Origin of the sequence: Bordetella trematum (assembly GCF_900078335.1) — a bacterium.
Taxonomy (GTDB): Bacteria; Pseudomonadota; Gammaproteobacteria; order Burkholderiales; family Burkholderiaceae_B; genus Bordetella; species Bordetella trematum.
Genome location: NZ_FKBR01000023.1, coordinates 69669 through 94997 on the forward strand (window position 1 = coordinate 69669; position 25329 = coordinate 94997).

Genomic DNA, 25329 nt, shown 5'->3' on the forward strand with positions numbered 1-25329 from the left:
ACGGGGCGGCACTCAGGTCTGGGCGCGCCCGGCCAGCCGCGCGCGCTGTTGCAGATAGCGCAGGTCCGCGTAGTCGCTGTAGGGAGCGCAGTGGGCCAGGAAGGCCTGCAGGCTCTGGCGCACTTCGCGCGCCAGCGGGTCGCTGTCATAGGCCCCTTCGAGTATCTGGCCGGTTACCGCGTAGAAGCGGTCCAGCACTGCATCGGGCAGTACGCCCGGCTGCACGCCATGGTCTTTGCGCAGGGTCTCGAAGGCCTGTCCGTTGCGGGCCACCAGTTCGTTGAGCATGACCGTGTTGGCATAGTAGCTGCCCACGCGCACCAGCTCCTGATAGCGGGGCGGCAGCTCGTTCCAGGTGTCCAGGTTGATGAACAGGTCGAACTGGCCCTCGGGTTCGTGCCAGCCGGGGAAGTAGTAGTTTTTCGCGGCGCGCTGGATGCCCATGGTAGTGTCGATGTACGGGCCGGTGAGTTCGCAGGCGTCGACCGCGCCGGATTGCATGGCCTGCAGCAGTTCGCCCACGGGCATGGTCACTACCGCCACGCCGCATTCGCGCAGCACCTGGCCGGCCAGCCCGGTGACGCGGAACTTCAGGCCCTTGAGGTCGTCGAGCGAATGGATCGGGTTGCGGAACCATCCCATGGGCTGCACGCCGCAGTTGCCCAACGGGAAGAACTTGGCGCCGAAGCGTTCGTAGACCTTGTCCAGGACTTCCTGGCCGCCGCCGTATTGCAGCCAGGCGTTCTTTTCCTGGGCGGTCGTGCCGAACGGCATGCTCATCGCCAGGTTCATGGCGATGGATTTTCCGGCCCAGTAGCTGGGATAGCCATGGCCGCAATCCAGCGTGCCGTCGAGCACGGCGTCGAAGGTCTGCAGGGGCGGCACGACTTCGCCCGCGCCGAACAGCTCCAGCTCGAAGTCGCCGCCGCTGGCCTTGGACAGGAACTCTGCCAGCGCCACGACGGGGGTGGTGTAGCCGGGGGCGTTGCGCGCCCACGCCATGCCCAGGCGCCAGCGGACCTTGCCGCGCGCGACGGCCGGGGCGCTGCCGGTGGCGAGAATGGCGCCCAGGCCGGTGGCTGCGCCAGCCTGCAGCAGGCGGCGGCGTGTGGAAAGCAGTGAGGTTGTCATGAGAGTCTCCAGAGGTGGCAGGTAAGGTGCGCGACTCAATACAGCACGGCCGGCAGCCAGGTGGCGAGAGCGGGGGCAAGCATGATGGCGGCGATGGCCAGGGCTTGCAGGAAGATGTAGGGCAGCACGCCGCGGTAGGCGGTGGCCGAGTCGATGTCCTTGAAGACGCCCTGCAGATAGAACACGGCGAAACCGAAGGGCGGGGTGAGGTAGCTGGTCTGCAGGGTGACGGCCAGCAGCACGCCGAACAGCAGCGGATCCACGCCCAGCGCGATCAGCGGCGGGCCGAAGATCGGGATGACGATGAAGATGATCTCGAACGAGTCGAGGAAAAAACCCAGCACGAAAGCGATCGCCAGCACCAGGATGAGCGCGCCGTATTGGCTGCCGGGCACGCTGGCGAGGATTTCGTGGGCGAGGTGTTCGCCACCCATCCCCTTGAAGACCAGCGAGAAAATGGCCGCGCCGATCATGATGGTGTAGACCATTGCCACCAGATGGCCGGTGGCCAGGCAGGATTCCTTCAGCGTGCGCCACGACAGGCTGCGGGAAATCAGCGCCAGCAGGGTGGCGCCGGCCGCGCCGACGGCGGCGGACTCGGTGGGCGTGGCGATGCCGCCCAGGATGGAGCCAAGTACGGCCACGATCAGCGACAGAGGCGCGAGCGCATCGCGCAGCACGTCCTTGAAGCTGACGCCCTGTTGCTCGCCGCTGGCGGCTGGCAGGGGCGGGCAGGTGGCGGGCTGGAAGATGGCCTTGTAAAGCACATAGAGAAAGAACAGCCCCACCACCAGCAGGCTGGGCAGCACCGCCCCGGCGAACAGGTCGCTGACCGTGACGGGGCCCCCCGGGCGCGACGCCGGGGTGACGCCGCGCATCATGTCGCCGATCAGGATGAGCACGGTGGACGGCGGGATGAGCTGCGAAAGCGCGCCCGAGGCGCACACCGTGCCGGCCATGTAGGCGGGCTGATAGCCGGCCTACATGGCCGGTATGCTGATCAGCGCCAGCGTGGCGACCGTTGCGGCCACCATGCCGGTGGCCGCCGACAGCAGCGTCCCGACGGCCACCACGGTGAAGGCCAGTCCGCCGCTCAGCGTGCCGAACAGGCGCGAGGTGGTCTCCAGCAGGCGCTCGGCCGTCTTGGATTTCTCCAGCATGAAGCCCATGAAGACGAACAGCGGGATCGCCACCAGCATTTCATTGCTCATGATCCCGTACAGACGGCCCATCACGCCGCCCATGGTGCGCCATTCGAAGACCTCGAGCGCGCTGCCCAGGAGGGCAAAGCCGATGCCCACGCCGGAGAGAGTGAAGGCCACCGGAAAGCCCGCCATCATCGTCGCCATGACGGCGGCGAACATGAGCAGGCATAGCAATTCATTCAGATTCATCGACAGACTCCCGGGGGCGGGGCGGCGCGCAGCGTACGCCACGAGGCCAGCAGCAAGGACAGGCCCTGCAGGAACAGCAGGGCGCAGAACACATAGATCAGGCTTTTGTGCAGATAGGCGAAAGGCAGGCCGCCGGCGTTGGGCGAGACTTCGAGAAAGCGCCAGGAGCGCGCGATCGGCCGCCAGCTGGCCAGGACGATGACCGCCAGGGTTGGCCACAGCAGCAGCAACACGCCCAGCAGGTTGACCCAGGCCTGGCTGCGCGCCTGCATGCGGCCGTAGAAGAGTTCGACGCGGACGTGACGCTCATGCAGCAGCGCGCTGCCCGACAGGCCGATGAAATAGACGCTGGTCAGCCAGACATAGCTGTCCTGCAGCCAGATCAGCCCGATGCCGAAGGCGTAGCGCAGGATGACGGTAGCCAGGGTGATGGCCAGCAAGGGCAACATGGCCAGGCTGATGCCACGGCCAACGTTGCGATTGAGCGCATCGAGCAACGCGATGATGCGGTTCATGGTTCTCTCCGCAAGGAAAGGGGGCGCCCGGCGCGGGCGCCGCGGCTGCCGCGCAGGATCAGACGGCGGTGGTTTCTTCGTCCAGCGGACGGCGTGTCTGCATGTTGAACCGGCCGTCGTAGATGGGCGGCTGGCGGGTCTCGGGGCCCATGTACTGCACGTAGAGGATTTCGCCTTCTTCCAGCGTCACCATCTCGTCTTCGTAGTGAGGGGCAGGGTGAAAGACCATGGTCCCGGCGCCGTAGACCTGATCGCGGATCTGGAATCGGCCGCTCAGGATGTACCAGATCTGGGCGAAGTAATGGTTGTGCAGCGGGTGGCCCGATCCCTTGTCGTAATGGACGATGCCCGCGTTGGGGACGGTGGGATGCTCGGCCGAGGGGTGGAACATCATTTTCGATAGCTGGCCGTCGTAGCGCAGGTTCTCCCAGGCCAGGTCGTCGCGGTGGCAGACCGCCATCGGGCGGTGCGCATCGGTCAGGGGGCCGCCGCGCCCGCCGGGATGCAGGATGGGACGGCCGGTAATGGTGTCGATGTCAGTCATGAAGTGCTCCTAAGGATACCGTTAAGCATAAATGGGATCCCATTTATGTCAGACGGGATGCTATAGTCGCCGCATGAGGGTGGGCACTCGGAATTACCCTATGATCGAACGTTTTCCGCGCGCCGCCCTTGCCATGCCGACCCCCGCAGAGACAGCCACTTCGATGAGATCGTCGACCGAAATTGCCGAGGAGATCCTGCGGCGTATCCAGACCGGCCGCTATCGGCCGGGCGATCCCCTGAGCCAGTACGAGCTGGCGGCCGAGTTCGGCACCAGCCGCACCCCCATCCGCGAGGCCCTGCGCTTTCTGGAGGCCCGGCGCGCGATTGCGCTCACACCCAGCGGGCGCGCCATCGTGGCTGTGCCGTCGGCCAAGGCGGTGCGCGAGGCCTTCCAGATCCGCGCCGAGCTAGAAGGGCTGGCTGCGGCCCTGGCGGTGGACTGGCTGCGGGATGAAGAACTGCAACGCCTGTCGGCCTGCCAGGAGGAGTACGCCCGCACGCTGCGTTCGCGCGTGCAGGGCGAGCGGGGTTCGCAATGGCTGGATCACAACCGCAGCTTTCATCAGATCATCGCGCAGGCCAGCGGCAATGAGCGCCTGCAGGAACTGATCACCGAAATGCAGGGCGGCAGCGTGGCCAGCGCCCTGAGCTTCGCCTCGCGCATGCCCCCGCGTTTGATGGAAGAGAACATTCGCGAACATGAAGCCATCCTGGCCGCGCTGCGCGAGCGCGATGGCCCGGCCGCGCGCCAGGCCATGGTCGAGCACGTGCATCGCACCATGGATCTGGTGCTCGACTGGATGGCCAGCAGCTGAGCCGGGGCCGCGCATGGATTTCCGCCAATTACGCCAGTTCGTGGTGCTGGCCGCCGAACTCAACTACCGCAAGGCGGCCGAACGCCTGCACATGACGCAGCCTCCCCTGAGCCTGGCGATCAAGCGCCTTGAGGAGGAGCTGGGCGCGCGTCTGTTCGAGCGGGACCGGCAGGGCGTGCGCCTGACCGTGGCCGGCGGGGTGTTTCTCCGCGAGGCGCAGCGCCTGCTCGATGGCGCGCAGGCGGCCGCGCAGGCCACGCGCGATGCCGATCAGGGCCGGGTGGGCAGCTTGCGGGTCTGTGCCGTGCCCAGCGCGGCGCTGGACCTGCTGCCGCGCCTGTTGCCGTATTTCGCGAAGCGCTTTCCGTCGGTGCGTCTGCGTTTGAGCAGCGGCAGTTCGGTGAGCATCCTGGCTGAATTGCAACGCGGCGAGCTGGACGTGGCCCTGCTGGTGCCGCCGGCAGCGGGCGTGCCGGGAATCGAATGGATGCCATTGCCGCGCCAGCGTCTGTTGCTGGCGGTGCCCTGCGGCCATGCGCTGGCCCGGCGTCAGGCGCTGCGGCTGGCCGACATCGGCGCCGAAACCCTGGTGGCCCTGGCGCATTCGGACAGCCCGGGCTTTGCCGGCGAGATCATGGCGCTGTGCCAGCGCGAGGGTTTCACGCCGCGCGCGCTGCAGGAGTCGTCCCACGCGCTGATTACCTTGCCGCTGATCGCCGCCGGCCTGGGGGTGGCCATCGTGCCCCAGGCCCTGGCGCGCATCGCAGTGGAGAATGTCGTGTTCGTTGCACTGCAGGATGCGGCAGGCCAGCCCCTGACCTACGCGCTGGCCCTGGCCATGCCCGCCGCCGGCCTGAATCCGGCGGCGCGCTGGTTCACGCAGTGCGCCTACGAGTGCCTGCCTGCGCAGCCTTAGCGCGCATCGGCCGGCTTGAGCAGCGCACGCCACTTGGCCTGTTCTTCGCGCACCCGCTGCTCGAACACCCGGCGCCCCGGGTCGACCGGCTCACTGCCCTGGGCGTAGACCTTCTGCTGCGCCAGCGGCCCGGCCGCCACGGCCGCGATGGCGGCATTCAGGCGTTCCAGAACCGGTTCGGGCGTGCCGGCCGGCGCGGCGATGCCCGACAGCGACCCTCCCTCGATAGGCCGGCCCAGGGCTTCCTGCGCCGTGGGAACCTGCGGTTGCTGCGCCAGGCGCCGCGACGAGGTCACGGCCAGCGGGCGGATCTGGTTGGCGGCGATGAAGCCGCCGGCCGTCACGGCCGAAACGGCGGTCGCGTCGGTCTGCCGGCTCATCATGGCCGTGAGCGATTCCGGCCCGCTCTTGTAGGGCACGTGCAGCAGTCTGGCGCCGCTGGCCTGCTCCAGCAGGCGCATGACCTGATAGTTGTCCGAACCCTCTCCGGCAGTCGAGAAACTCAGGCTTTCCGGCCTGGCCTTGGCCGCTTCGACCAGTTCGGTCAGGGTCTGGTGGGGGCTGTCCGGACCCACGGCGAGGATGGTCGGGGTATTGGCCAGCATGGCCACATAATCGAAGTCCTTGTCCGGGTCGTAGGGCAGCTGGGCGTAGATCAGCGGATTGACGGCGTACATGCCATTGGTGATCACCAGCAGGGTATAGCCGTCCGGGCGGGACTTGGCCACGCTGCTGGCCGCGATGGCGCCGCCCGCGCCGGCGCGGTTTTCCACCACGACGGGCTGGCCGAGTTCCTTGCTCAGGCCTTCGGCGAAGACCCGCGCGGTCGTATCGGTGACGCCGCCGGCGCCGAACGGCACGACCAGACGGATGGGTTGAGCGGGGTAGCCGGAGGCAGCGGCCGGGCCGCCGGCCAGCGAGATGGCCAGCGCGGCAACGAGGGCGAGAGGTTTCATGGGGTCATCTCCAGGGTTTTTAGCAGGGTGTGCAGAATCTGGCGGCGGCCGGCCTCCAGGGGCGCGAGCGGGGCGCGCAGATGGCCGGGGTCGCGGCCCAGCAGGGCCATGGCCGCGCTGATGGTGCGTGGCAGGCCGTGGGCCAGCAGATAGTCCAGCAGCGGGGTCTGGCGCTCGAACTGCGCTGCGGCGCCCTCGAGATCGCCGGTGCGCAGGCGCCGGTAGAAGTCCAGAATGGCGGGAGCGCAGACATTGGGCGCGGCGGTGGCCCAGCCGGCCGCGCCATCGCGCAGGCCTTGCAAGGCCATGCTGCTCACCCCGGCGAACACCTTCACCTCCGGGCCGCAGGCCTGGCACAGGCGGGCGATCTTGCCCGGTTCGGGGCTGGCCTCCTTGATGAGGCGGATATTCGGCAGGCCGGTGAGCCGCTGCAGCAGGGCGACCGACATGTCCAGGCCGGTGACGAAGGGGTTGTTGTAGACCATGATGGGCAGGCTGACGGCCTCGCTCACCTGCTGGTAGTAGGCGAAGGTTTCTGCCTCGGTCAGCTTCCAGTAGGTGCTGGGCAGCACCTGGATGGCGTTGACGCCGGCGGCCTCGGCCAGGCGCGCATGGCGCAGGGTCTGGGCCGTGCTCATGCTGGAGACGCCGGCCAGCACCGGCACGCGCCCGGCGCTGGCGGCCACGGTGGTCTTGAGCACGGCGACGCGTTCGTCGTCGTTCAGATAGGGCAGGCAGCCCACGCTGCCCAGCGGCGCCAGGCCGTGCACGCCGGCCTGCACCAGGTATTCGATGTGCTGCGCCAGCAGCGGGTGGTCGATCTCTCCCCGCGCATCGCAGGGGCTCAGCAGGTAGCCGATGATGCCGTTCAATTGCATGGCCGAAAGCCTCCGGATGGAATGAACGGCAGTCTACGGAGCCCGCCGCGCGGGCGTCCAATTTCAAATAGCTGGGTGCCTGATATGTTTGACGCGCGTCTCAGGCCTCGCGCCATACGCCAGACAGGAGCTTGACCGCGGCCTGCAGTTCGCGCGGCGCATAGGCGGCAAAGCCCATCAGCACGCCCGGCGCAGCCGGGGTCAGCTGATGCAGTGGCGTCAGGCCGGTGAGTTCGATCTGCCGGCGCGCCGCAAGGGCGATGAGCGCGGGTTCGGACAGCCCGTCGGCCAGCAGACAGGGCAGCTGCATGCCGCCGGCCGGCACCTGCGGCGTGAGCATATCGCCCAGATGGCGACGCAGCAGCCGCGCCAGCACGTCGCGCCTGTCGGCATACACGGCCCGCATGGCGCGCACATGGGCGCCGAAATGGCCGGCCTCCATGAAGCGCGCCAGCGTCAGCTGGGGCAGTGGGGCGCTATGGCCATCGAGCAGGGTGCGTGCCACCGTCATGGGCGCCACCAGCGCCGGGGGCAGCACCATGTAGCCGATGCGCAGTCCCGGAAAGAGCGATTTGGTGAAGGTCCCGATATAGATCGTGCGACCGTGCCGGTCCAGACCCTGGACGCAGGCCATGGGCTTGCCGGCGTAATGGAACTCGCTGTCGTAGTCGTCCTCGATGATCCAGGCCTGTTGGCGCTGGGCCCATTCGATCACGGCCAGGCGCCGGTCCAGCGCCAGGGTCACTCCGGTGGGGAACTGGTGCGATGGCGTAAGGAAAACGGCCTTGGGCGCCGGCGCCAGCGCCTGCAGCAGCGCGACCTGCATGCCCTGTGCATCGAGCGCGATGGGTGCGGTGCGCAGGCCGGCCGCCTCGAAGGCCTTGCGCGCGCCGGGATAAACGGGGTCTTCGATCGCGATGGTGTCTCCCGGATCCAGCAGCAGCTGGGCGCACAAGGCCATGGCCTGCTGCGAACTGGTCAGCACCAGCACCTGTTCGGGGCTGGCCTGGGCGCCGCGCTCCAGGTTGACGTAGTCCGCGATGGCACGGCGCAGCGGCAGCATGCCTTGCGGCGGGCTGTGCGCCAGGGCCTGATGGCCGTGATCGCGCAGCACCTGGCGTTGCAGACGCTCCCAGGTGGCCAACGGAAAACTGCGGGTCTCCGGTACGCCGGGCGCAAAAGGGCGCGGAGCGGGGAAGTCCCGCACGCCGCCGCTGTCGTAAAGCGCCTGGCCGCGCCGGCTCAGGGGCGCCGATACACCGGCCCAGGCGCGGGCGGCGCGCCGTCCCGGCGCGCGCCGGGCGCGCTCTGAGACGAAGCTGCCGCTACCGACGCGTCGTTCGATGAAGCCCTCGGCATGCAGCTGGCCGTAGGCCGCCTCCACCGTATCGCGCGAGACGCCCAGCGAGGCGGCCAGAGCGCGGGAGGCCGGCAGGGGCTTGCCCACGCCCAGGGTGCCGTCCAGGATCAGCTGGCGCACGGCGCGCTGGATGCGCGCGTGCAGCGCCAGCGCGCCATGCGCGGGATCGGCGAGCCAGGCTTTAACGGTTTCCAGCTGGGCGTGCTTGAACAATTGGTCGGTATTGAGTCAGGAAAATGGTAGGGAGATACCGGCCATTTTAGCGCTATAAAAATAGCCATCAACGGCTTTCGCAACCCTGCTCTTCCCGGAGTTTCAATCCATCATGGCTTCTTCCTCGCCGTCCTCCCCATCTCCCGCGCGCGGTCTGTCGCTGCGCGATCTCGTGCACCCTGTGGTGGCCGGCCTGATTTCGGTCATCGTCAACTATGGCGGCACCTTCATCCTGGTGTTCCAGGCGGCCAAGGTGGCCGGCCTGAGCCCGGAACTCACTGCATCCTGGGTGTGGTCGATTTCGATCGGCGTGGGCGTGACCGGGCTGATCCTGAGCTGGGCCACGCGCGAACCCATCATCACCGCCTGGTCCACGCCAGCGGCCGCCTTCCTGGTGACGGCCCTGGCCACCACGTCCTATCCCGAGGCCATCGGCGCCTACCTCATCTCGGCCGCCGCCTTCGTGGCGCTGGGCTTGTCGGGCTGGTTCGAGCGCGTCATCCGCCTGATTCCACCGGGCGTGGCGGCGGGTCTGCTGGCCGGGATCCTGCTGCAGTTCGGCGTGAAAGCCTTCGGCGGCATGAGCATCGACCCCGGCCTGGCCGGCTTGCTGATCGTGGCCTATGTGCTGCTCAAGCGCCTGACCGCTCGTTATGCGGTGGTCGGTATCCTGGCGCTGGGCCTGGCCTATTTGCTGATCCAGGACCGGGTGGACCTCTCGGGGCTGTCGCTGACGCTGGCCGCGCCAGTCTTCACCATGCCGGCCTTCTCGCTCAATGCGCTGCTGAGCGTGGCGTTGCCGCTGTTTCTGATTACCCTGACCGGCCAGTACATGCCGGGCATGCTGGTGCTGCGCAATGACGGCTTCAAGACGAGCGCCAACCCCATCGTGACCCTGACCGGCCTGGGCTCGCTGGTGATGGCCCCGTTCGGCTCGCATGCCTTCAATGTGGCGGCGATCACTGCGGCGATCTGCACCGGCCGCGAGGCGCACGAGGATCCGTCGCGGCGCTGGATCGCCGGCGTGGCGGCTGGCCTGTTCTACATCCTGATCGGGGTGTTCGGCGTGACGCTGGCAGCCGTGTTCATGGCCCTGCCGGCCACGTTCATCACCACCCTGGCCGGTCTGGCCCTGCTGGGCACCATCGGCGGCAGCCTGGCCAGCGCCATGGCCGACCCCAAAAGCCGCGAGGCTTCGCTGATCACCTTTCTGGCGGCGGCCGCCAACATTACGCTGTTCGGTATCGGTGGCGCGTTCTGGGGACTGGTGATCGGCCTGCTCGCCTATGGCGCGCTCAATGGGCGCTGGCCGGGCGCTGGCGCTCGCCAGCCGGCTGGCGCGCCGGCGTCGGCGCCTGCGGGCGCGCCGCGCGCCTGAGGGAGGGCGGCCGGCGCCGGCTCAGGCCGGGTTCAAAGAGGCCGCCGGCAGGCGGTACAGCACGGCGGCGTACTTGCGCCGCCTGAGCGGCCCCTGCAACTGGCCGCCCAGCGCTTCCACCAGACGCCGGCTGGGCCGGTTGTCGACCGCCACCGGATAAAGGAAGGCGGGCGCGCCGAAAGTGTCGGCGGCCCAGGCGGCGACGGCGGCGACTGCTTCCCGCCCATAGCCATGTCCGTGGTGGTCTTCGCGTATCCAGATGCCCAGTTCGGGCGTGGGGTCGGCGCAGCGGTGCAAGCCCGCCAGACCCAGGAAATGGCCGTCGCTGCGTTGCCGCAATACGAAGGTGAAATCGGCCCCGCTGGCGATCAGCGGGAGCCATTCGCGCCAGACCTCGGCGAACGCCGCTTCGGAGGCGGCCGGCTCAAAATCCATGTAGCGGGTCAGCCCGGGCGTAATGCAGGCAAAGGCTTCGCCGGCATCGCTCGCGGCAAACGGGCGCAGCATCAGGCGTTCGCTTTCGATCAGAGTATTGGTCCAGCTCATGGCTATCCAAGGAGATAGGTCATTGTTGATTCTGACATGGCCCGCCCCGGTCTGGCGGCCTGGCTCGGATCGCTTATGTCACAGATCGTATTTGCATATCAAATATTCTTGATTCAGGCGCGGCGCGCCAGGACTTAAGCTGGCGGCCTGCCGGGTGCAAAGGCGCTGGCCGAGAATGTCCGGACGGCGTCATGCTGCAGAGCAGCAATGGCGAGTGTTGAAATTAAATTCAATTGATGTTTATGGGCATGAATTTTAAATTCCACTCATCAACACCAATTAGCGCCTTGCGCTCGAGGAAGATGAAAGCTGATCTGCACCAATCCCTGCGCCTGCCGACCGGGCCGTTTTGCGCGGAGGGCGTATGAACGCGCTCTCGCCCATGGCCCTGGCCGGCGTCAAGGTGCTGGACCTGTCGCGCATCCTGGCCGGCCCCAGCGCGGCGCAGTTGCTCGGCGATCTGGGCGCTGACGTGGTCAAGGTGGAGAAGCCCGGCGAGGGCGACGACACCCGCAAATGGGGCCCGCCGTACATCCGTGACCAGGAAGGCCAGCGCACCGACGAGAGCGCCTACTACCTGAGCGCCAACCGCAACAAGCGTTCGATCGCCATCGACATCGCCAGCGAGCAAGGGCAGGCCCTGGTGCATCGCCTGATCGCCCAGGCGGACGTGCTGATCGAGAACTACAAGAAAGGCGGCCTGGCCAAGTATGGCCTGAGCTATGAACAGATCCGCGAACGTTATCCGCGCCTGGTGTATTGCTCGGTGACCGGCTTCGGCCAGACCGGCCCTTACGCCAGCCGCCCGGGTTACGACTTCCTGATCCAGGGCATGGGCGGCATCATGAGCCTGACCGGCGAGCCGCAGGGCCAGCCGATGAAGGTCGGCGTGGGCATTGCCGACGTGATGACCGGCATGTATGCCGCCGTGGGCATCCTGGCGGCGCTGCGTCACCGCGACGCCACCGGTCAGGGTCAGCAGATCGACATTTCGTTGCTCGATACCCAGATTGCCTGGCTGGTCAATGCCGGCACCAATTATCTGGCCGAGCGCAAGGTGCCGACGCGCCTGGGCAATGGCCACCCCAACATCGTGCCTTATCAGGTCTTTTCGACGGCGGATTCGCCCATGATCCTGGCGGTGGGCAACGACGGTCAGTTCCAGCGCTTCTGCGAAGTGGCCGGCCTGACCGAGCTGGCCGCCGATTCGCGCTACGCCACCAACGTCAAGCGCATCGAGAATCGCGTCGCGCTGTGCGCGCTGATCGACGAGCGCCTGCAGACCCGCCCGCGGCGCGACTGGCTGGCGGCGCTTGAGGCAGCCGGCGTGCCTTGCGGCCCGGTCAACGACCTGCAGGACGTGTTCGAAGACCCGCACGTGCAGGCCCGCGGCGCCGAGCTGCGCATGCCCTGCGCCTGGGCCGAAGGCGGCGAAGTGGGGCTGCTGGCCAATCCGCTCAAGATGTCGGTGACGCCGCCGACCTACCGCCATGCGCCGCCGCGCATCAATGAACATGAGCAAGACGTGCTCGCCGACTGGCTGGGCCAGTCCTGATCCCTATTCTCCCGGAGACAACCATGACGCATTTGACGAAAGAACAGCTGGCCCTGCAGGCCCGCGCCCGTGAACTGGCCCAGAGCGAGTTCGCCCCGACCGCCGCCGAAACCGACCGCACCGAAGCCTACCCGTGGGACAACATCGCCAAGCTGCGCGATGCGGGTTTCATGGGCATGACGCTGCCCAAGAGCTCCGGCGGCCAGGGCCTGAGCTATCTGGACACGGTCATCGTGATCGAAGAAATGGCCAAGGCCTGCGCGACCATGGGTCGCATCACGGTTGAGGCCAACATGGGCGCCATCGGCGCCATCGCCCGCTACGGCTCGGCCGAACAGCTGGCCCTGGCCGCCGATCTGGTGCTCAATGGCGACAAGCCGGCCATCTGCATTTCCGAACCCAACGCCGGCAGCGCCGCCAGCGAGATGACCACCCGTGCCGTCAAGCAGGGCGATCACTACATCCTGAACGGCGAGAAGTACTGGATCACCGGCGGTGGCGTCTCGCGTCTGCACCTGATCTTCGCGCGTGTCATCGAGGACGGCGTTGACCAGGGCATCGGCGCCTTCATCGCCGTGCGTGAAGATGCCGGCACCGAAGGCCTGGTGGTGGGTCGCCGTCTGTACGCCATGGGCGTGCGCGGTATCCCGGAAACTCATCTGGAATTCCACGACCTGAAGGTTCACAAGTCGATGATGGTGGTGCCCCCGGGCGGCCTCAAGCGTGGCTTTGCCGGCCTGATGAACGCCTATAACGCCCAGCGCGTGGGCGCCGGCACCGTGGCGCTGGGCATTGCTCAGGGCGCCTTCGAGGAAGGCCTGGCCTACCTGAAGGACCGCAAGCAGTTCGGCCGTCCCATCGCCGAATTCCAGGGCCTGCAGTGGATGCTGGCCGACATGTCCACGCAGCTTGAGGCGGCTCGCCTCCTGCTGCACTACGCGGCCTCCAGCGGCACGGAGTTCCCGGACATCGACAAGGCGGCGCGCGCCAAGATCTTCGCGGCGGAGACCGCCAACAAGGTCACCAACGATGCGCTGCAGTTCTACGGATCGTCGGGCTATGGCCGCCACAACCCCATGGAGCGTCACGTGCGCGATGCGCGCATGTTCACCATTGCCGGCGGCACCGCGCAGATCCTGCGCACGCAGGTGGCGGGCTCGCTGCTGGGCATGAAGCTGCCGCAGACGCGTGATGGTTTCACCAAGCTGGCCGAGAAGGCCTGAGCGGGCCGCAGGTCAGGCCTACAATCGGTGGATATTCGCATGATTGAATTTAACTTCAATTGATTGTGAATATCCGCGAAACCAACAATGCAGACGTGACAGGATCCGCGCCGCCTCGCGGCGCGGGATCGCCAGAGATAGGAGACAAGCATGAAGAACAGCCCGGCCTGTTTTGATAAGTTCGTGAAGGCGTTCACCGATGTCGTGGACCGCAGCGGCGGCGATGAGGCGCAGGTGCTGGCCGAAGGCCGCAAGCTGCTTGCCGAACTGGTCAGCAAGGATGACTGGCTGCCCGAGCAATATGCGCAGCCGCATCCGCAGTACTACCAGCAATACCTGCTGCATGCCGATCCGCAGGATCGCTTCTCGGTGGTGAGCTTCGTGTGGGGCCCGGGCCAGAAGACCCCGATCCACAACCACACGGTCTGGGCGCTGATCGGCATGCTGCGCGGCAGCGAACGCGCCGAGAACTTCGCCCTGGGCGAGGACGGCGCCGAAATGCGCGCGCTGGGCGTGGATGTGCTGGAGCCGGGCGTGGTCGAAAGCCTGTCGCCGAGCACCGGCGACATCCACCGCGTCTCCAACCTGTACGACGACAAGGTCTCGATCAGCATCCACGTGTATGGGGGCAACATCGGGCGCATCTCGCGGCACGTCTTTGACGCCTCGACCAGCACGCTCAAGCCCTTCATCTCGGGTTACTCCAACGAAGGCGAGCTGTCGGCGGCATGATGGCGCTGCGCGCCGGGGCGGCCTGGGCCGGCCCTGGCGCGGCAAGCGCTGCCGGCCGGCCCCAGGCCTGGCCGGGACGATAGCAAAAAAGGAATCGATATGTTGCAACACATGGCGCCCCTGAGCGTGGACGACATCGCTGCCCAGATTCAGGACGGCTGCCGCCTGGCGATGCCGGTGGATTATGCGGGCGTGCCCATGGCCATCGTGGCGCCGCTGCTGCGCCGCGCGCCCAAGCGTCTGGCCCTGGTGGGCGTGCCGACGGCAGGCCTGTCGTTTGACATCCTGATCGGCGCCGGCCTGGTCGAGAGCGTGGAAACCAGCGCGGTCAGCCTGGGCGAAGCCGGCGGCGCGCCGTGCTTCATGCGCGCGATCACGGGTGGCCGCATCAAAATGATGGACGCCACCTGCCCGGCCATCCATGCCGGCCTGATGGCCGCCCAGAAGGGCTCGCCCTTCACCACCCTGCGCGGGCTGATCGGCACCGACGTGCTGCGCAACCGCCCGGATTGGCGCGTGCTGCAGAACCCGTTCAGCGACACCCCGGATCCGGTGGTGGCGATTCCGGCCCTGCATCCGGACGTGGCGGTGTTCCACGCCCCGGTTGCCGATCGCGAGGGCAACGTCTGGATCGGCCGGCGCCGGGAACTGGCTGCCATGGCCTACGCCAGCCGCAAGACCTTCGTGACGGTCGAGCGCATCGTCGAGCACCGCCTGCTGGATGACGAAGAGACGGCCGCCGGCGTGCTGCCGGCGCTGTACGTCGAGGGCGTGGCGGTGGCGGAGAAGGGCGCCTGGCCCTACGGCTTGTGGGGCGAATACGCGCCCGACACGGCCGAGCTGCTGCGCTACGCCCAGATGGCGCGTACCGAAGAGGGCTTCCAGCAGTGGATTTCGGAGGTGTACAAATGAGCGCGGTGACACTGCGTGAACGCTTGATCGTCACGATCGCCTCGCTGCTCGATGGCGTGCGCCACGTGGCGGTGGGGGCCTCCTCGCCCATTCCGGCGGCGGCGGCCATGCTGCTGCGTGCCCAGAAAGAAGCCGCCGGCGAGCCCGCCGTGCGCCTGTCGATCCTGGGCTCGGTCAAGCACAACTTTTTTACCAACGGTTCGGCCGAGTTGTTCGACTGTGCCGGCCAGGGGCGTATCGACGCCTTCTTCCTGGGCGGCGGCCAGATCGACGGCCAGGGCAACATCAACCTGGTGGGCGTGGGCGACTATCCGGCTTCCAAGGTACGTTGGCCTGGCTCCTTCGGTTCGGCCTATCTGTATTTCGCCGTGCCGCGCGTGATCCTGTTCCGCGAGGAGCACTCGCCGCGCGTGTTCGTCGAGAAAGTGGATTTCATCAGCGCGCCGGGCACCAGCGAGCCGGGCGTCTACCGCAAGGGCGGGCCCTACGCGCTGCTCACGGGCATGGCCTTGTTCATGTTCAATCCCGAGCGCGCGCGCTTTCGCCTGGTCAAGGTGCATCCAGGGCATACTCTGGAAGAGGTCAAGGCGGCCACGGGCTTCGAATTCGATATCGACGAAGGCCTGATCGAGACGCCCGACCCGGACGCGGCCACGCTGGCCTTGCTGCGCGGACGCGTACTCGATGAGCTGCGGGAAACCTATCCCGACTTCGCTTCCCAACTTATGAAGGAGATTGCAGTCCATGCCGACTGAAAAAGCATCCACCGGATCACTGGCCGGTATCCGCGTCATTGACGCCAGCCGTGTCCTGGGCGGGCCTTTCTGCGGCCAGATCCTGGCTGACCACGGCGCGGACGTGATCAAGATCGAACCGCCGATGGGCGACGAGACGCGCGGCTGGGGCCCCCCGTTCGCGGGCGACGCCGCCAGCTACTTCATCGGCGTCAACCGCAATAAGCGCGACGTGTCGATCGACATGACGCAGCAGGCGGGCCAGGAGCTGTTGCTGCGCATGCTCGAAGGCGCCGACGTGTTCCTCGAAAACTTCAAGATCGGCACGCTGGAGAAGTGGGGGCTGAGCAGCGAGATGCTGCGCGAAAAATTCCCGCGCCTGATCCACTGCCGCGTGTCGGGCTTTGGCGCCGACGGTCCCTATGGCAGCCAGCCGGGCTATGACGCCGCCGTGCAGGCCATGACCGGCCTGATGAGCGTCAACGGCGAAGAGGGCGGCAAGCCGTTGCGCATGGGCGTGCCCATCATCGACCTGGTGACCGGCATGAACGCCGTGATCGGCATCCTGCTGGCGCTGCAGGAACGCGCCAAGAGCGGCAAGGGCCAGTTCGTCGAAGCGACCCTGTATGACTCGGGCGTGTCGATGCTGCATCCGCAACTGCCCAACTTCTATCTCAACGGCAAGGTGCCGCAGCGCTCGGGCAACCGTCACCCCAATATCTGCCCCTACGATGCGTTCGAAACCCGCACCGTGCCGCTGTTCCTGGCGGTGGGCAACAACCGTCAGTTCGTGACGATGTGCAAGGTGCTGGGCCGTCCGGAAATGGGCGAGGATCCGCGTTTCGCGACCAACGCCCTGCGCAATCAGCATCGCGATGAGTTGCGCGACGAGCTGGTGGCGCTGCTGGGCGAGCGCGACGGTGTGCAGGTCTCCAAGGAACTGGTGGCCGCGGGTGTGCCTTGCGGTCCGGTGCGGACCATCGACCAGGTGGTCGAGGACCCGCATACCCATCACCGCGGCATGGTGGTCGACATCGACGACTATCGCGGCACCGGTGCGCCGGTGAAGCTGTCGCGCACGCCGGCCTCGTATCGCAGCCGTCCGCCGTCGTTCGCCCAGCATACCGACGAGGTGTTGGCCGAGCTGGGCATCAATCCCGAGGATTACGCGGCCGTTCTGCCGCGCAAGCCGGTGGTGTAAGAAGGCTGCCCGCCGCTGCGCGCCCGGCTGCGCGCCGCCCCTGACCGCAAGGACGAATGAGCAGGGGAGGCGAACGGCCCGGGTGGCGGGCGGACAGCCCAGGGCAGCACAACCCTGCCGGGAAGGCGCGGTGCACCCCGCGGCATTTCCGGCAGGCGCAGCCCGCGCTTTGTCCGGGGCGTTTCCCGCCCCTTGCTTGACCGCCGGCGCCGCTTCCGCCGGCCCGCTTGACCAGGAGAGTACAAGCCCCGCAATTGTTTACGTTTCACGCCTTCGCTGCAGTACCCGCTTCTTGCATTTGAATAATTAAAAGACCGCTAACGGCACACATCAATAATTATTGGAGACATCCATGAAGCGCAGTATCTTGTCGACCCTGTTGGCCACCTCTTTCCTGCTGCCGCTGAGCGGCACCGCCCTGGCCGATACCTACCCGGAAAAGGGCAAGCCGGTCACGCTGATCGTGCCTTTCGCGCCTGGCGGCGCTTCCGATATCCTGGTGCGCCTGATCGGCCAGCGCCTGGGCGAAGTCTGGGGCGTGCCGGCTGTCGTGCAGAACAAGCCCGGCGGCGATCAGGTGATCGCCATGCAGTCTCTGGCCCGTTCCGAAAAAGACGGCTACACCATCGGCCTGACCACCAGCAGCTTTGGCCTGAACAAGGTCGTGCGTGACGATTTCCCGCTCGATCCGGTCAAGGACTTCACGCCCATCGGCATCATCGGGCAATCCAGCTACGTGCTGGCGGTGGGCGAAGACTCGCCCATCAAGTCATTCAAGGAACTCGAAAAGGCGACCCAGACCGGCGGCAAGCCGTATAGCTATGCCTCGTGCTGTTTCGGGACCTACTTCGCGGCCGAAATGGTCAAGTCGGCCACCGACCTCAAGGGCCTGCACATCCCGTACAAGGGCAGCTCGCCGGCGCTCAACGCCATGATGACCAAGGAGGTCGATTACATCGTCGATACCACCACGGCCACCAAGCCGCTGATCGCCGCCGGCAAGCTGCGGCCGCTGCTGGTCACCGGACGCACGCGTTCGGCCACCCTGCCGGATGTGCCCAACCTGACCGAGGCCGGCGTGCCGGGCGATTTCGAAGTGGGCGTATGGTATGGCCTGACCTTCCCGGCCGGTACTCCCGAGCATATCGTCAAGAAGGCCAATGCCACGCTCAACGAGATTCTGGCCATGCCGGACGTGAAGGCGCGCATCGAGGGGCTGGACATCGAGGTCACGCCGACCACGCCGGCTGAAATGCATACCAAGATCTCCAGCGACGTGGACAAGTACGTGGCCGCAGCCAAGGCGGCCAAGCTGGAGTTCGGCAAGTAAGCAATAAGAAGCCTGGCGCGAGCCAGGGGGGGAATGGGCGGCGTGGCACGCCGCCTGCAGCACTGCATGCCCGGCCCATGGCCGGGCATGCGCCTTTTCAGGCCTGTGTCCCGCGCACGGCCTTGAGGCTGGCCTGATAGCGCCGCGTTTCCTGCCAGAAGGCGCGCGCCACCGGGGACAGACGGCTTTCATTCAGGCACACCAGACCGATGTGGCGCGAGGTGCCCGGGCTGAGCGGGCGAAACACCACGCCTTCGTAGCGGTCAGGCAGCGCGAGCTTGGCCAGGATGGACACGCCCTTGCCCGCTGCGACCAGCTCCAGGATGGACATGAGTTGCAGCACTTCGAAGGTTACGCGCGGGCGCAGATCGTGGCGTGCGAACAGCTGCGTCACCAGGGTTTGCGAGCCTGCGCGCGTCAGGACGAAGGGGTCATGGGTCATGTCGGCCAGCGGCACGGCAGGCAGCGCGGCCAGCGGGTGGCCGACAGGCAGCACGGCCACCAGTTCATCCACGGCCAGGGTCTGGGTATCGAAATCGGCCTTGGGCAGGGTCACCGCGGCCAGTTCCAGCCGGCGCTCGATCAGGTCGCGCGTGGTCTGCTCATCGGGCTTTTCCGTGACCAGGACCTCCACGCCAGGATAGCGGGCCTTGAAGCGCTCCAGCAGTGGCGGCAGCACGCGGATGGTGGCGCTGGCGCCGAAGGAGCCCAGCCGCAGCAGGCCGGTTTTCAGTTCGGCGCCTGCCAGGGCGGTGGCCTGCACCAGTTGCAGCGAGGCGAACACGTCGCGCACATGAGGCAATACCTGTTCGCCGGTATACGTGAGCACCACGCCCGAAGCGTTGCGATCGATCAGTTCGGTGCCCAGGGCGGTTTCCAGCGCGCGTAGCGCATGGCTGGTGGCCGAGGGCGACATGCCGAGCTTGGCCCCGGCACCGGCGATGCCTTCGGAAGACACCAGCGTCAGCAGCAGTTCGAGTTGTCTTAAAGTGGGGGCGCTCATGCGGTGACCTGCGGACTTGAACTGAATTTCAAGTGGCATTGTAGACCTTGCCGGCCTGCTTGGCGCGGCGTAAAGCTAAGCGGTTATGCTGGGGGCATCCGAGGCGAGATTCCATGATCACCGGCATCAATCACACGACCCTGGCGGTTCGCGACCTGCAGCGGGCCTTTGCTTTTTATTCGGAAACCCTGGGCCTGCGGCCGTTGGCCAGATGGGAGGGCGGCGCCTACCTGCTGGCCGGCGAGGCCTGGCTGTGTCTCTCGGTGGATGCGCAGGCGCGCAAGGCGCCGCATCCCGATTACACCCATCTGGCGTTCTCGGTATCGCAGCAGGCCTTCGCCACCCTGAGCGCGGCCCTGCACGCGGCCGGGGCGCGGATCTGGAAAGACAACCGCAGCGAAGGTGATTCGCTCTATTTCCTGGATCCGGACGGCCACAAACTGGAGCTGCACGTGGGCGATCTGGCGAGCCGCTTGCGCGCCTTGCGCGAGCGCCCCTATGCGGGCCTGCAATGGTTCGACTGAAGCGTCCGGGCGGCGCGAAGCCGGGCGGACATGAGGCTCGCCTGTCGCGGTCGACAGGCGTCAGGCCGGTGCGGCGAACTCAGCGCCAGAGCGCATGGAAGTGATGTACCGGGCCGTGGCCCTGGCCGACTTGCAGCTGGCCGGCAGCTGCCAGGGCGGCGGTCAGGTAGTCCTTGGCCTGGGCCACGGCCTCGGGCAGGGGCAGGCGGGTCAGCAGCGCGGTGACCGCCGCCGACAAGGTGCAGCCCGTGCCGTGGTTGCTGCGCGTGGCGATGCGCGGCGCCTGGAGAATGGTGGCGCTGCCGGCGCGATAGAGCAGGTCGGGGCTGTCCTCGCTTTCCAGGTGGCCGCCCTTGAGCAGCACCCATTGCGAGCCCAGTTCGCCCAGCGCGCGCAGCAATGCCTGCATGGCGTCCAGCGTGCGCGGCTCGGCAGTCTGCAGCAGGTCGCCGGCTTCCGGCAGGTTGGGCGTGATCAGGGTGGCCAGCGGCACCAGGCGGTCGCGCAGCACGGCCACGGCGTCAGGCAGCAGGAGGCGGTCGCCGCTCTTGGCCACCATCACGGGGTCCAGCACGATCGGGCAGCGCGCACGCTGTTCCAGGCGTTCGGCGATGGCGTTGCCGATGGCGGCATTGGCGACCATGCCGATCTTTACGGCGTCGACCCGCACGTCATCGAAGACGGCGTCGATCTGGTCGGCCACGAAGGCCGGATCCAGCGGCACGAAGCTGCGCACGCCCTGGGTGTTCTGCGCCACCACGGCCGTGATGGCGCTCATTCCGTAGACGCCCAGCGCCGAAAAAGTCTTCAGGTCGGCCTGAATGCCTGCCCCGCCGCTGGGGTCGGTGCCGGCAATCGTCAGTACGTTGGCAATCATCGAGGATCTCGCTAGGAAAGAAGGCCGCTCCAATGGGGCGATGCATGGCTGGCGGGCATCTTAGCAAGGAATGGCGGGGCTGGCGTGCGCCTCGTCAGGTCGGGTTCCGGCCCGCGTCTGCGCCGGATTCCGCGGCATTGTTCCGCGCCCCGCCAGGCATCGCGGTTGCCGCGGCGCCTGGTGCGACCGCCATGTCCGGATCGCACGGCTGCAGGCCCGGCGTTGGGGCAGCTGTTTGCTTCAGAGCGTCCTTCACCCGCGGCAGCGTAGAATTCGCGAGGATTCTGGCCCGAGGGCAGTGCGGTACTTCAGGGGCGTACGGTTGCCGGAACACCCGCCTTCAGGCGGCCATGCCTGCCAGAGCCCAAGGAGATCAAACTATGTCAGATTCCTATTCCCCGCTGCCGCAAGCCGACTGGCTAGCCATCCAGACATTCGAGCCCGGCGATCCCGGGGAGGATCCGTGGGTCAACGGCCCGGCGCCGCGGGAGGCGATCGAGGTCAGTGACTACGATCCGGTGTGGCCGCAACGCTACCAGGCCTTGCGCGAGCGCATCGCGCAGGCGCTCGGGGCGCGCGCCCTGGCGGTGGAGCACGTCGGGTCGACCGCCGTGCCGCAGTTGCCGGCCAAACCGGTGATCGATATCGATCTCATCGTGGCCGATCCCGAGGATGAGGCGGCTTACGTGCCGGCCTTGCAAGCGTTGGGTTACGAACTGACCATCCGTGAGCGCAGCTGGTATGGGCATCGCATGCTCCGCTTGACGACTCCGCGGGTCAATCTGCATGTCTTTGGACCGGCCTGCCCGGAGCACGCGCGCCATTGCTTGTTCCGTGACTGGTTGCGCGAGCACGACGAGGATCGCCGGCGTTATTCGCAGGCCAAGTTCGCCGCGCGGCAGAACGAAGATCAGATCACCGCCTATAACGAGAAAAAGCAGGCCGTCGTGAGAGAAATCTATGCGCGGCTGTTTGCCGCCGGCCCTCCGACCCAATCGTCGGGGCGTGCCCCGGCAGGACGATGACGGTGGTGGCGGTGAGGTGCATCCGGCCGAGCAACGCGTTTTTTAGGGTCTGGGGCTAAGGCCCGGTGCAGGGACTGCCCGGTTCTTGTGGCGTGATCGGGCGCCAGCCTTGGCCGTGGCGTGTCTGAGGCGTACTCAGATGCTGGTTGCCGGGCTGAGCATGTTCAGACAGGCATCGGCCACTGCGTCGGCAAAGCGGCGGGCATCGATCTGTGGATCGCAGATGAGTTCGTCGGTGGCGCCGTGCACGCCGGAATAGATCAGCAAGGCCGCCACGCGCGCATCGGCGGGCTGCCAGACGCCGGCGGCCATACCGCCGGCGATAATGGCCTGCAGCTGAGCAAGAATGGCGTTGCGATCGGCGTTGAGCCGGTTGTGATGGTGATGATTGGCGTAGACGATATCGTGCGTCGCGTGGGTCTCCAGGTAGGTAGCGACGTTGGCATGTACCCAGGCCCGCAGGCGGGCCGACCAGTCCTGCGGCGCACAGGCGTTCACGGCGTCTTCGAGGCGCTGCAAGAATTGCCCGGTATAGCGGCGCGCTAGAGCATCCAGGATGTCGGTCTTGGAAGCGAAGTAATGATAGAAGGTACCTTTGGCGACCTGGCAGCGGGCCACGATGTCGTTGATGGTCGTGGCTTCGACGCCATGGGCCAGGAACAGCGCCTCGGCGGCGTTCATGAGTTCGTCCAGGCGCACTTCGGCGGGCTTGGTGCGCGGGCCTTTGGCGGTGGGAGACGTTGCGGGTGGCGGAGACTTCATGGCTGGCAGGCGTCGGGGGCGAGATAAGCCTTTAGTGTAGAGCGATGCGGCCTGCCGGGCGACAGCCGGGCGACTTTCAGGCATGCGCCAGGGGAGGATGCAGCCGTTCGGGGCGCAGGTGGGCCACGGCGGCGCTCAGATGGGACAACAGTTCGCGGACATTGCGCGGCAGATAGCGGCGCTGCGGGTAGGCGGCGTAGAGTTGCAGCGGCGCGGGCTGACGGTCCAGCGTGAGGGCCAGCAGCTGCCCGTCGCGCAGGTAGGGTTCGCAGGCCGCGCGCGCCAGGATGGCGTATCCCACGCCCTTGAGGGCCGCCGCCATCGCCAGAGCGCCACTGTCCAGGCGGATGCGTGCCTGGACGGGATAAGCGCGGCTGCGTCCGGCCGCATCCAGAAAGCGCCAGGGCGCGCCTTCCAGGATGTTGGCGGTGGTGATGCAGGGCAGGCCGGCCAGCGCCTGGACGGTGGCGGGTCGGCCGCAGCGCGCGATCAGCTCGGGGGTGCCGACCACCACACTTGGCAGCTCGGCCAGCGGGCGGGCCACCCAATCGCTGTCGGGCAGGTCCCCGCGCCCGACAATGACGGCGAGGTCCGGCGTGTAATGCCGTTCCTGCAGGCCGGCGAAGGTGCTGATGCAGCGGATCTCCAGGTCCGGGTGTCGCAGGGCGAATTCCGCGAGCGCCGCGCCCAGCAGATAAGGGCCGACCTCGCTGGCCAGGGTGATCATGAGACGGCCTTGCAGGAAAGGCTGCTCGGCGCGCAGCGCATCGACGAAATCGTCCAGCCCTTCCAGGGAAGCGCCGAAGCGTTGCAGCAGGGCCTGGCCGGCTTCGGTCGGACGCAGCCCATCGGGCTGGCGCGTCAGCAGGCGCAGCCCCAGGGCGCGCTCCAACGCGCCGACCTGGCGGCTGACATTGGATGTCGGCATGCCGAGTTGCCGGCCGGCTGCGGCGAAACTGCCGCAGCGCGCCACCGATACCAGCACCCGGACGTCGTTGAGATTTAGGCGTGGATTCATGATGAATACTCAAATTGAGTGGTTTATCTTATCAATTTGAGCCCTTGCGTGAGACGTTAGCCCGACTAGACTGGCTGGCTTTCATGTCAAGGGGATCCCTTATGTCGCCATCTTCCTGCGCTGCGCAGCGCCGGGTCAGCCGCATTGCCTGGGTCGTGGCCGCCGTCCAGTTCACCAACGCGCTGGAGTACATGGCCGTCAGCCCCTTGTTTGCCTGGGTGGCGCCCGATCTGGGGGTGCCGCTGGCCTGGGCAGGCTATGCCGCAGGCGTCTATACCCTTTGCGCGATCGTATCGGGCTTGCTGGCTTATCTCTGGGCCGACCGTCACGATCCGAAGCGTGTGCTGTTGCTGGCGCTGGCGGCCTTGACGCTGTCCACCTTCGCCTTGAGCCAGGTCGGGCAGTTCGCGACATTGCTGGCGTGGCGTGCGGTGGCGGGCCTGATGGGCGGGCTGGCGATGGGCAGCGCGAGCGGGGTGTTGCTGATGCATGCCGACCCCGGGCAGCGGCCGGCCTTGCTGGCGCGGGTGATCGCGGCATTTTCGCTGGTCAGCATTGCCGGCACTCCCGTGGTGCTGTGGATTGCGCAGCAGGCAGGGTGGCGCTGGGCATTCGGCGCCATTGCTCTGGCCTGCGCGCTATGTCTGGCGGCGGTGTGGGGTTTGCTGCCTGCGAGTCCGGCGCGGCCGGCCGTAGAACCACTGGGGCGGCGTTTACAGGGTTTGCGGGCGGGCGGCCTGGCCAGCGCAGCGCTCAATGGCCTGTCGCAGTTGCCGGCGCTGCTGCTGATCCCCCTGCTGGCCCCCTTACTGCTTGGCTTGCTGCCAGCCGGTGCTTCGTTGTCCTGGCCGTTTCTGGTGGGCGGGGTGGCAGGCCTGGCGTCGGCACGCCTGGCAGGGCGTTGGCTGTTGCGCGGCCAGCCGGTACGCCTATGGCGGGCCGGGCTGACCCTGTTCACGCTCAACCTGGCGCTGACAGCGGCCGGTGTGATGCCGGGGGCGGGCTTCATGGCCTGCTTCATGGCGTCGACCTATGCCACGCTGGTGGCGGCATCCAGCGTCAGTGCGGCCTGGCCGCAGGCTTCACAGCGGGCCAGCTTCAGCGCCTTGCAAAGCGCCCTGATGCATCTGGTGTCGAGCCTGGCCTTTCTGGCGAGCCCGCAAGCACTGTATCTGCCCGTGCCCGCGGCAGCAGGCTACGGCGGGGCGCTATTGGCCAGCGGGCTGGCGGCGCTGGCTTTGGTGTGGCTGGCGCCGCGGTTGTTGCGGGCGGCGAGGCCAGGGGATCAGTCCAGGCAGTAGGCCAGGATATCGTCGCCGAACTCATCGCGCTGGCCGGTTTCTTCCCAGCCCAGGTGGCGGAAGAAACCATGCGAGCGCACCTTGGGGTCGCTGTTGCAGGCCAGGAACAAGCGCTTGAATCCGCGCCAGCGCATGTCTTCGATCATGCGTTCCAGCAAGGCGCGGCCCAGGCCCTGGCCTTCATAAGCAGGCAGCAAGGCCAGCACCAGGATTTCCCCGCTGTCGCGGTCGGCAAAGCAGTAGCCGGCCATCCGCCCGTCGACGTGGGCGACGTAACCGGGGCAGCTGCCGTTTTCGATTCCGGCGCGCCAGCTTTGCACGGTGATGCCCAGTGCCTCCAGGTCTTGAGGCGAATAGGCGTTCTCGCGGGTCAGCCCACGAATACGCAGGCATTCGCGGGCATCTTCCGGCACGGCCGGACGCAACAGGGTTTGCTTCATGGGCGACTCCGCCGGCAGGCCGGCGTGCAAAATAAAAGGGCAGC

General features: G+C 67.1%; 25 protein-coding genes and 1 pseudogene. 13 read left to right on the forward strand and 13 right to left on the reverse strand.

Going from position 1 to position 25329, the window contains the following annotated elements; genetic code table 11:
- Positions 1-12: 12 nt before the first annotated feature.
- The 4 genes and pseudogenes from A7V84_RS11920 to A7V84_RS11935 all read right to left on the reverse strand — a co-directional run bounded on the left by A7V84_RS11920 (position 13) and on the right by A7V84_RS11935 (position 3584).
- A complete protein-coding gene (locus A7V84_RS11920; protein ID WP_025517265.1) occupies positions 13-1131 on the reverse strand; it encodes a TRAP transporter substrate-binding protein in 1119 nt (372 codons plus the stop codon).
- 35 nt (positions 1132-1166) lie between these two features.
- Positions 1167-2525 (reverse strand): annotated as a pseudogene (locus A7V84_RS11925) (TRAP transporter large permease).
- Positions 2522-3040 (reverse strand): TRAP transporter small permease subunit, encoded by a 519-nt coding sequence (locus tag A7V84_RS11930; RefSeq protein WP_025517261.1) that lies wholly within the window; start codon positions 3038-3040, stop codon positions 2522-2524. The pseudogene A7V84_RS11925 and the gene A7V84_RS11930 overlap by 4 nt, the downstream one beginning before the upstream one ends.
- Positions 3041-3098: 58 nt before the next feature.
- On the reverse strand, positions 3099-3584 hold the full coding sequence (locus A7V84_RS11935) for a cupin domain-containing protein (RefSeq protein WP_025517259.1): 486 nt from the start codon (positions 3582-3584) through the stop codon (positions 3099-3101).
- 163 nt (positions 3585-3747) lie between these two features.
- On the opposite strand from A7V84_RS11935, the gene A7V84_RS11940 reads away from it, so the two are divergent.
- Both A7V84_RS11940 and A7V84_RS11945 read left to right on the forward strand, forming a co-directional pair.
- Positions 3748-4401, forward strand: a complete 654-nt coding sequence (locus A7V84_RS11940; protein ID WP_231940015.1) for a GntR family transcriptional regulator — start codon at positions 3748-3750, stop codon at positions 4399-4401.
- A gap of 13 nt (positions 4402-4414) precedes the next feature.
- Positions 4415-5317 carry a LysR family transcriptional regulator gene (locus A7V84_RS11945; protein WP_033534042.1) on the forward strand — a complete coding sequence of 301 codons (903 nt, stop codon included), beginning with the start codon at positions 4415-4417 and terminating at the stop codon, positions 5315-5317.
- Here the strand turns inward: A7V84_RS11945 and A7V84_RS11950 are convergent.
- From A7V84_RS11950 to pdxR, 3 genes are all read right to left on the reverse strand, one after another.
- Positions 5314-6273 (reverse strand): Bug family tripartite tricarboxylate transporter substrate binding protein, encoded by a 960-nt coding sequence (locus A7V84_RS11950; RefSeq protein ID WP_033534043.1) that lies wholly within the window; start codon positions 6271-6273, stop codon positions 5314-5316. The genes A7V84_RS11945 and A7V84_RS11950 overlap by 4 nt on opposite strands.
- The gene (locus A7V84_RS11955; protein ID WP_025517253.1) at positions 6270-7151 is read right to left on the reverse strand and encodes a dihydrodipicolinate synthase family protein; all 882 of its coding nucleotides are present in this window, start codon (positions 7149-7151) and stop codon (positions 6270-6272) included. The genes A7V84_RS11950 and A7V84_RS11955 overlap by 4 nt, the downstream gene beginning before the upstream one ends.
- Before the next feature lie 100 nt (positions 7152-7251).
- Positions 7252-8724, reverse strand: a complete 1473-nt coding sequence (pdxR, locus tag A7V84_RS11960; protein WP_063492145.1) for a MocR-like pyridoxine biosynthesis transcription factor PdxR — start codon at positions 8722-8724, stop codon at positions 7252-7254.
- Between the two features lie 112 nt (positions 8725-8836).
- On the opposite strand from pdxR, the gene A7V84_RS11965 reads away from it, so the two are divergent.
- Positions 8837-10102 (forward strand): benzoate/H(+) symporter BenE family transporter, encoded by a 1266-nt coding sequence (locus A7V84_RS11965; protein ID WP_025517251.1) that lies wholly within the window; start codon positions 8837-8839, stop codon positions 10100-10102.
- A gap of 21 nt (positions 10103-10123) precedes the next feature.
- On the opposite strand, the gene A7V84_RS11970 is transcribed toward A7V84_RS11965, so the two are convergent.
- Positions 10124-10648, reverse strand: coding sequence for a GNAT family N-acetyltransferase (locus tag A7V84_RS11970; protein ID WP_025517249.1), 525 nt, complete (start codon positions 10646-10648; stop codon positions 10124-10126).
- Between the two features lie 364 nt (positions 10649-11012).
- Between A7V84_RS11970 and A7V84_RS11975 the strand changes: the two genes are divergently transcribed.
- The 7 genes from A7V84_RS11975 to A7V84_RS12005 all read left to right on the forward strand — a co-directional run bounded on the left by A7V84_RS11975 (position 11013) and on the right by A7V84_RS12005 (position 18335).
- Positions 11013-12203, forward strand: coding sequence for a CaiB/BaiF CoA transferase family protein (locus A7V84_RS11975; RefSeq protein ID WP_063492146.1), 1191 nt, complete (start codon positions 11013-11015; stop codon positions 12201-12203).
- 23 nt (positions 12204-12226) lie between these two features.
- Positions 12227-13426: a 3-sulfinopropanoyl-CoA desulfinase gene (gene acdA / locus A7V84_RS11980; RefSeq protein ID WP_063492147.1), complete on the forward strand. Its 1200-nt coding sequence runs from the start codon at positions 12227-12229 to the stop codon at positions 13424-13426.
- A 150-nt stretch (positions 13427-13576) separates the two neighbouring features.
- Entirely contained in the window at positions 13577-14158 is a 582-nt protein-coding gene (locus tag A7V84_RS11985; RefSeq protein ID WP_063492148.1) for a cysteine dioxygenase family protein, read from the forward strand.
- Positions 14159-14257: 99 nt separating this feature from the next.
- Complete coding sequence (locus tag A7V84_RS11990; protein ID WP_231886733.1) at positions 14258-15070, forward strand: CoA transferase subunit A; 813 nt, start codon at positions 14258-14260, stop codon at positions 15068-15070.
- Positions 15067-15825, forward strand: a complete 759-nt coding sequence (locus A7V84_RS11995) for a CoA-transferase (RefSeq protein WP_025517242.1) — start codon at positions 15067-15069, stop codon at positions 15823-15825. Before A7V84_RS11990 ends, A7V84_RS11995 begins: the two co-directional genes overlap by 4 nt.
- A complete protein-coding gene (locus tag A7V84_RS12000) occupies positions 15815-17005 on the forward strand; it encodes a CaiB/BaiF CoA transferase family protein (protein ID WP_025517241.1) in 1191 nt (396 codons plus the stop codon). The genes A7V84_RS11995 and A7V84_RS12000 overlap by 11 nt, the downstream gene beginning before the upstream one ends.
- A gap of 352 nt (positions 17006-17357) precedes the next feature.
- Positions 17358-18335: a Bug family tripartite tricarboxylate transporter substrate binding protein gene (locus tag A7V84_RS12005; protein ID WP_025517239.1), complete on the forward strand. Its 978-nt coding sequence runs from the start codon at positions 17358-17360 to the stop codon at positions 18333-18335.
- A gap of 97 nt (positions 18336-18432) precedes the next feature.
- On the opposite strand, the gene A7V84_RS12010 is transcribed toward A7V84_RS12005, so the two are convergent.
- Positions 18433-19338, reverse strand: coding sequence for a LysR family transcriptional regulator (locus tag A7V84_RS12010; RefSeq protein ID WP_051348300.1), 906 nt, complete (start codon positions 19336-19338; stop codon positions 18433-18435).
- A 113-nt stretch (positions 19339-19451) separates the two neighbouring features.
- Here A7V84_RS12010 and A7V84_RS12015 point away from each other — a divergent pair, with 113 nt between their 5' ends.
- Positions 19452-19862, forward strand: a complete 411-nt coding sequence (locus tag A7V84_RS12015) for a fosfomycin resistance glutathione transferase (RefSeq protein ID WP_063492149.1) — start codon at positions 19452-19454, stop codon at positions 19860-19862.
- Positions 19863-19941: 79 nt separating this feature from the next.
- Here A7V84_RS12015 and thiD read toward each other — a convergent pair whose 3' ends face one another.
- Positions 19942-20739, reverse strand: a complete 798-nt coding sequence (gene thiD / locus A7V84_RS12020) for a bifunctional hydroxymethylpyrimidine kinase/phosphomethylpyrimidine kinase (protein WP_033534048.1) — start codon at positions 20737-20739, stop codon at positions 19942-19944.
- A gap of 380 nt (positions 20740-21119) precedes the next feature.
- On the opposite strand from thiD, the gene A7V84_RS12025 reads away from it, so the two are divergent.
- Positions 21120-21764, forward strand: coding sequence for a GrpB family protein (locus A7V84_RS12025; RefSeq protein ID WP_063492150.1), 645 nt, complete (start codon positions 21120-21122; stop codon positions 21762-21764).
- A 135-nt stretch (positions 21765-21899) separates the two neighbouring features.
- On the opposite strand, the gene A7V84_RS12030 is transcribed toward A7V84_RS12025, so the two are convergent.
- Positions 21900-22526 carry a TetR/AcrR family transcriptional regulator gene (locus A7V84_RS12030; RefSeq protein WP_033534049.1) on the reverse strand — a complete coding sequence of 209 codons (627 nt, stop codon included), beginning with the start codon at positions 22524-22526 and terminating at the stop codon, positions 21900-21902.
- Positions 22527-22602: 76 nt separating this feature from the next.
- Complete coding sequence (locus A7V84_RS12035) at positions 22603-23544, reverse strand: LysR family transcriptional regulator (protein WP_063492151.1); 942 nt, start codon at positions 23542-23544, stop codon at positions 22603-22605.
- A 101-nt stretch (positions 23545-23645) separates the two neighbouring features.
- On the opposite strand from A7V84_RS12035, the gene A7V84_RS12040 reads away from it, so the two are divergent.
- On the forward strand, positions 23646-24845 hold the full coding sequence (locus tag A7V84_RS12040; RefSeq protein WP_063492152.1) for an MFS transporter: 1200 nt from the start codon (positions 23646-23648) through the stop codon (positions 24843-24845).
- On the opposite strand, the gene A7V84_RS12045 is transcribed toward A7V84_RS12040, so the two are convergent.
- Positions 24830-25285 carry a GNAT family N-acetyltransferase gene (locus A7V84_RS12045; RefSeq protein ID WP_063492153.1) on the reverse strand — a complete coding sequence of 152 codons (456 nt, stop codon included), beginning with the start codon at positions 25283-25285 and terminating at the stop codon, positions 24830-24832. The genes A7V84_RS12040 and A7V84_RS12045 overlap by 16 nt on opposite strands.
- Positions 25286-25329: the final 44 nt, after the last annotated feature.

Excerpts from the sequence above, each read along its gene's own strand:
- A7V84_RS12030 (WP_033534049.1), bottom strand. The coding sequence starts at position 22,526 with ATGAAGTCTCCGCCACCCGCAACGTCTCCCACCGCCAAAGGCCCGCGC.
- A7V84_RS11965 (WP_025517251.1), top strand. The coding sequence starts at position 8,837 with ATGGCTTCTTCCTCGCCGTCCTCCCCATCTCCCGCGCGCGGTCTGTCG.
- A7V84_RS11985 (WP_063492148.1), top strand. The coding sequence starts at position 13,577 with ATGAAGAACAGCCCGGCCTGTTTTGATAAGTTCGTGAAGGCGTTCACC.
- A7V84_RS12015 (WP_063492149.1), top strand. The coding sequence starts at position 19,452 with ATGATCACCGGCATCAATCACACGACCCTGGCGGTTCGCGACCTGCAG.
- thiD (WP_033534048.1), bottom strand. The coding sequence starts at position 20,739 with ATGATTGCCAACGTACTGACGATTGCCGGCACCGACCCCAGCGGCGGG.
- acdA (WP_063492147.1), top strand. The coding sequence starts at position 12,227 with ATGACGCATTTGACGAAAGAACAGCTGGCCCTGCAGGCCCGCGCCCGT.
- A7V84_RS11935 (WP_025517259.1), bottom strand. The coding sequence starts at position 3,584 with ATGACTGACATCGACACCATTACCGGCCGTCCCATCCTGCATCCCGGC.
- A7V84_RS12045 (WP_063492153.1), bottom strand. The coding sequence starts at position 25,285 with ATGAAGCAAACCCTGTTGCGTCCGGCCGTGCCGGAAGATGCCCGCGAA.
- A7V84_RS11945 (WP_033534042.1), top strand. The coding sequence starts at position 4,415 with ATGGATTTCCGCCAATTACGCCAGTTCGTGGTGCTGGCCGCCGAACTC.
- A7V84_RS11940 (WP_231940015.1), top strand. The coding sequence starts at position 3,748 with ATGAGATCGTCGACCGAAATTGCCGAGGAGATCCTGCGGCGTATCCAG.
- A7V84_RS11990 (WP_231886733.1), top strand. The coding sequence starts at position 14,258 with ATGTTGCAACACATGGCGCCCCTGAGCGTGGACGACATCGCTGCCCAG.
- A7V84_RS12025 (WP_063492150.1), top strand. The coding sequence starts at position 21,120 with ATGTCAGATTCCTATTCCCCGCTGCCGCAAGCCGACTGGCTAGCCATC.
- A7V84_RS12010 (WP_051348300.1), bottom strand. The coding sequence starts at position 19,338 with ATGAGCGCCCCCACTTTAAGACAACTCGAACTGCTGCTGACGCTGGTG.
- A7V84_RS12005 (WP_025517239.1), top strand. The coding sequence starts at position 17,358 with ATGAAGCGCAGTATCTTGTCGACCCTGTTGGCCACCTCTTTCCTGCTG.
- A7V84_RS12035 (WP_063492151.1), bottom strand. The coding sequence starts at position 23,544 with ATGAATCCACGCCTAAATCTCAACGACGTCCGGGTGCTGGTATCGGTG.
- A7V84_RS11950 (WP_033534043.1), bottom strand. The coding sequence starts at position 6,273 with ATGAAACCTCTCGCCCTCGTTGCCGCGCTGGCCATCTCGCTGGCCGGC.
- A7V84_RS11930 (WP_025517261.1), bottom strand. The coding sequence starts at position 3,040 with ATGAACCGCATCATCGCGTTGCTCGATGCGCTCAATCGCAACGTTGGC.
- A7V84_RS12000 (WP_025517241.1), top strand. The coding sequence starts at position 15,815 with ATGCCGACTGAAAAAGCATCCACCGGATCACTGGCCGGTATCCGCGTC.
- A7V84_RS11970 (WP_025517249.1), bottom strand. The coding sequence starts at position 10,648 with ATGAGCTGGACCAATACTCTGATCGAAAGCGAACGCCTGATGCTGCGC.
- A7V84_RS11975 (WP_063492146.1), top strand. The coding sequence starts at position 11,013 with ATGAACGCGCTCTCGCCCATGGCCCTGGCCGGCGTCAAGGTGCTGGAC.
- A7V84_RS11955 (WP_025517253.1), bottom strand. The coding sequence starts at position 7,151 with ATGCAATTGAACGGCATCATCGGCTACCTGCTGAGCCCCTGCGATGCG.
- A7V84_RS11920 (WP_025517265.1), bottom strand. The coding sequence starts at position 1,131 with ATGACAACCTCACTGCTTTCCACACGCCGCCGCCTGCTGCAGGCTGGC.
- A7V84_RS12040 (WP_063492152.1), top strand. The coding sequence starts at position 23,646 with ATGTCGCCATCTTCCTGCGCTGCGCAGCGCCGGGTCAGCCGCATTGCC.
- A7V84_RS11995 (WP_025517242.1), top strand. The coding sequence starts at position 15,067 with ATGAGCGCGGTGACACTGCGTGAACGCTTGATCGTCACGATCGCCTCG.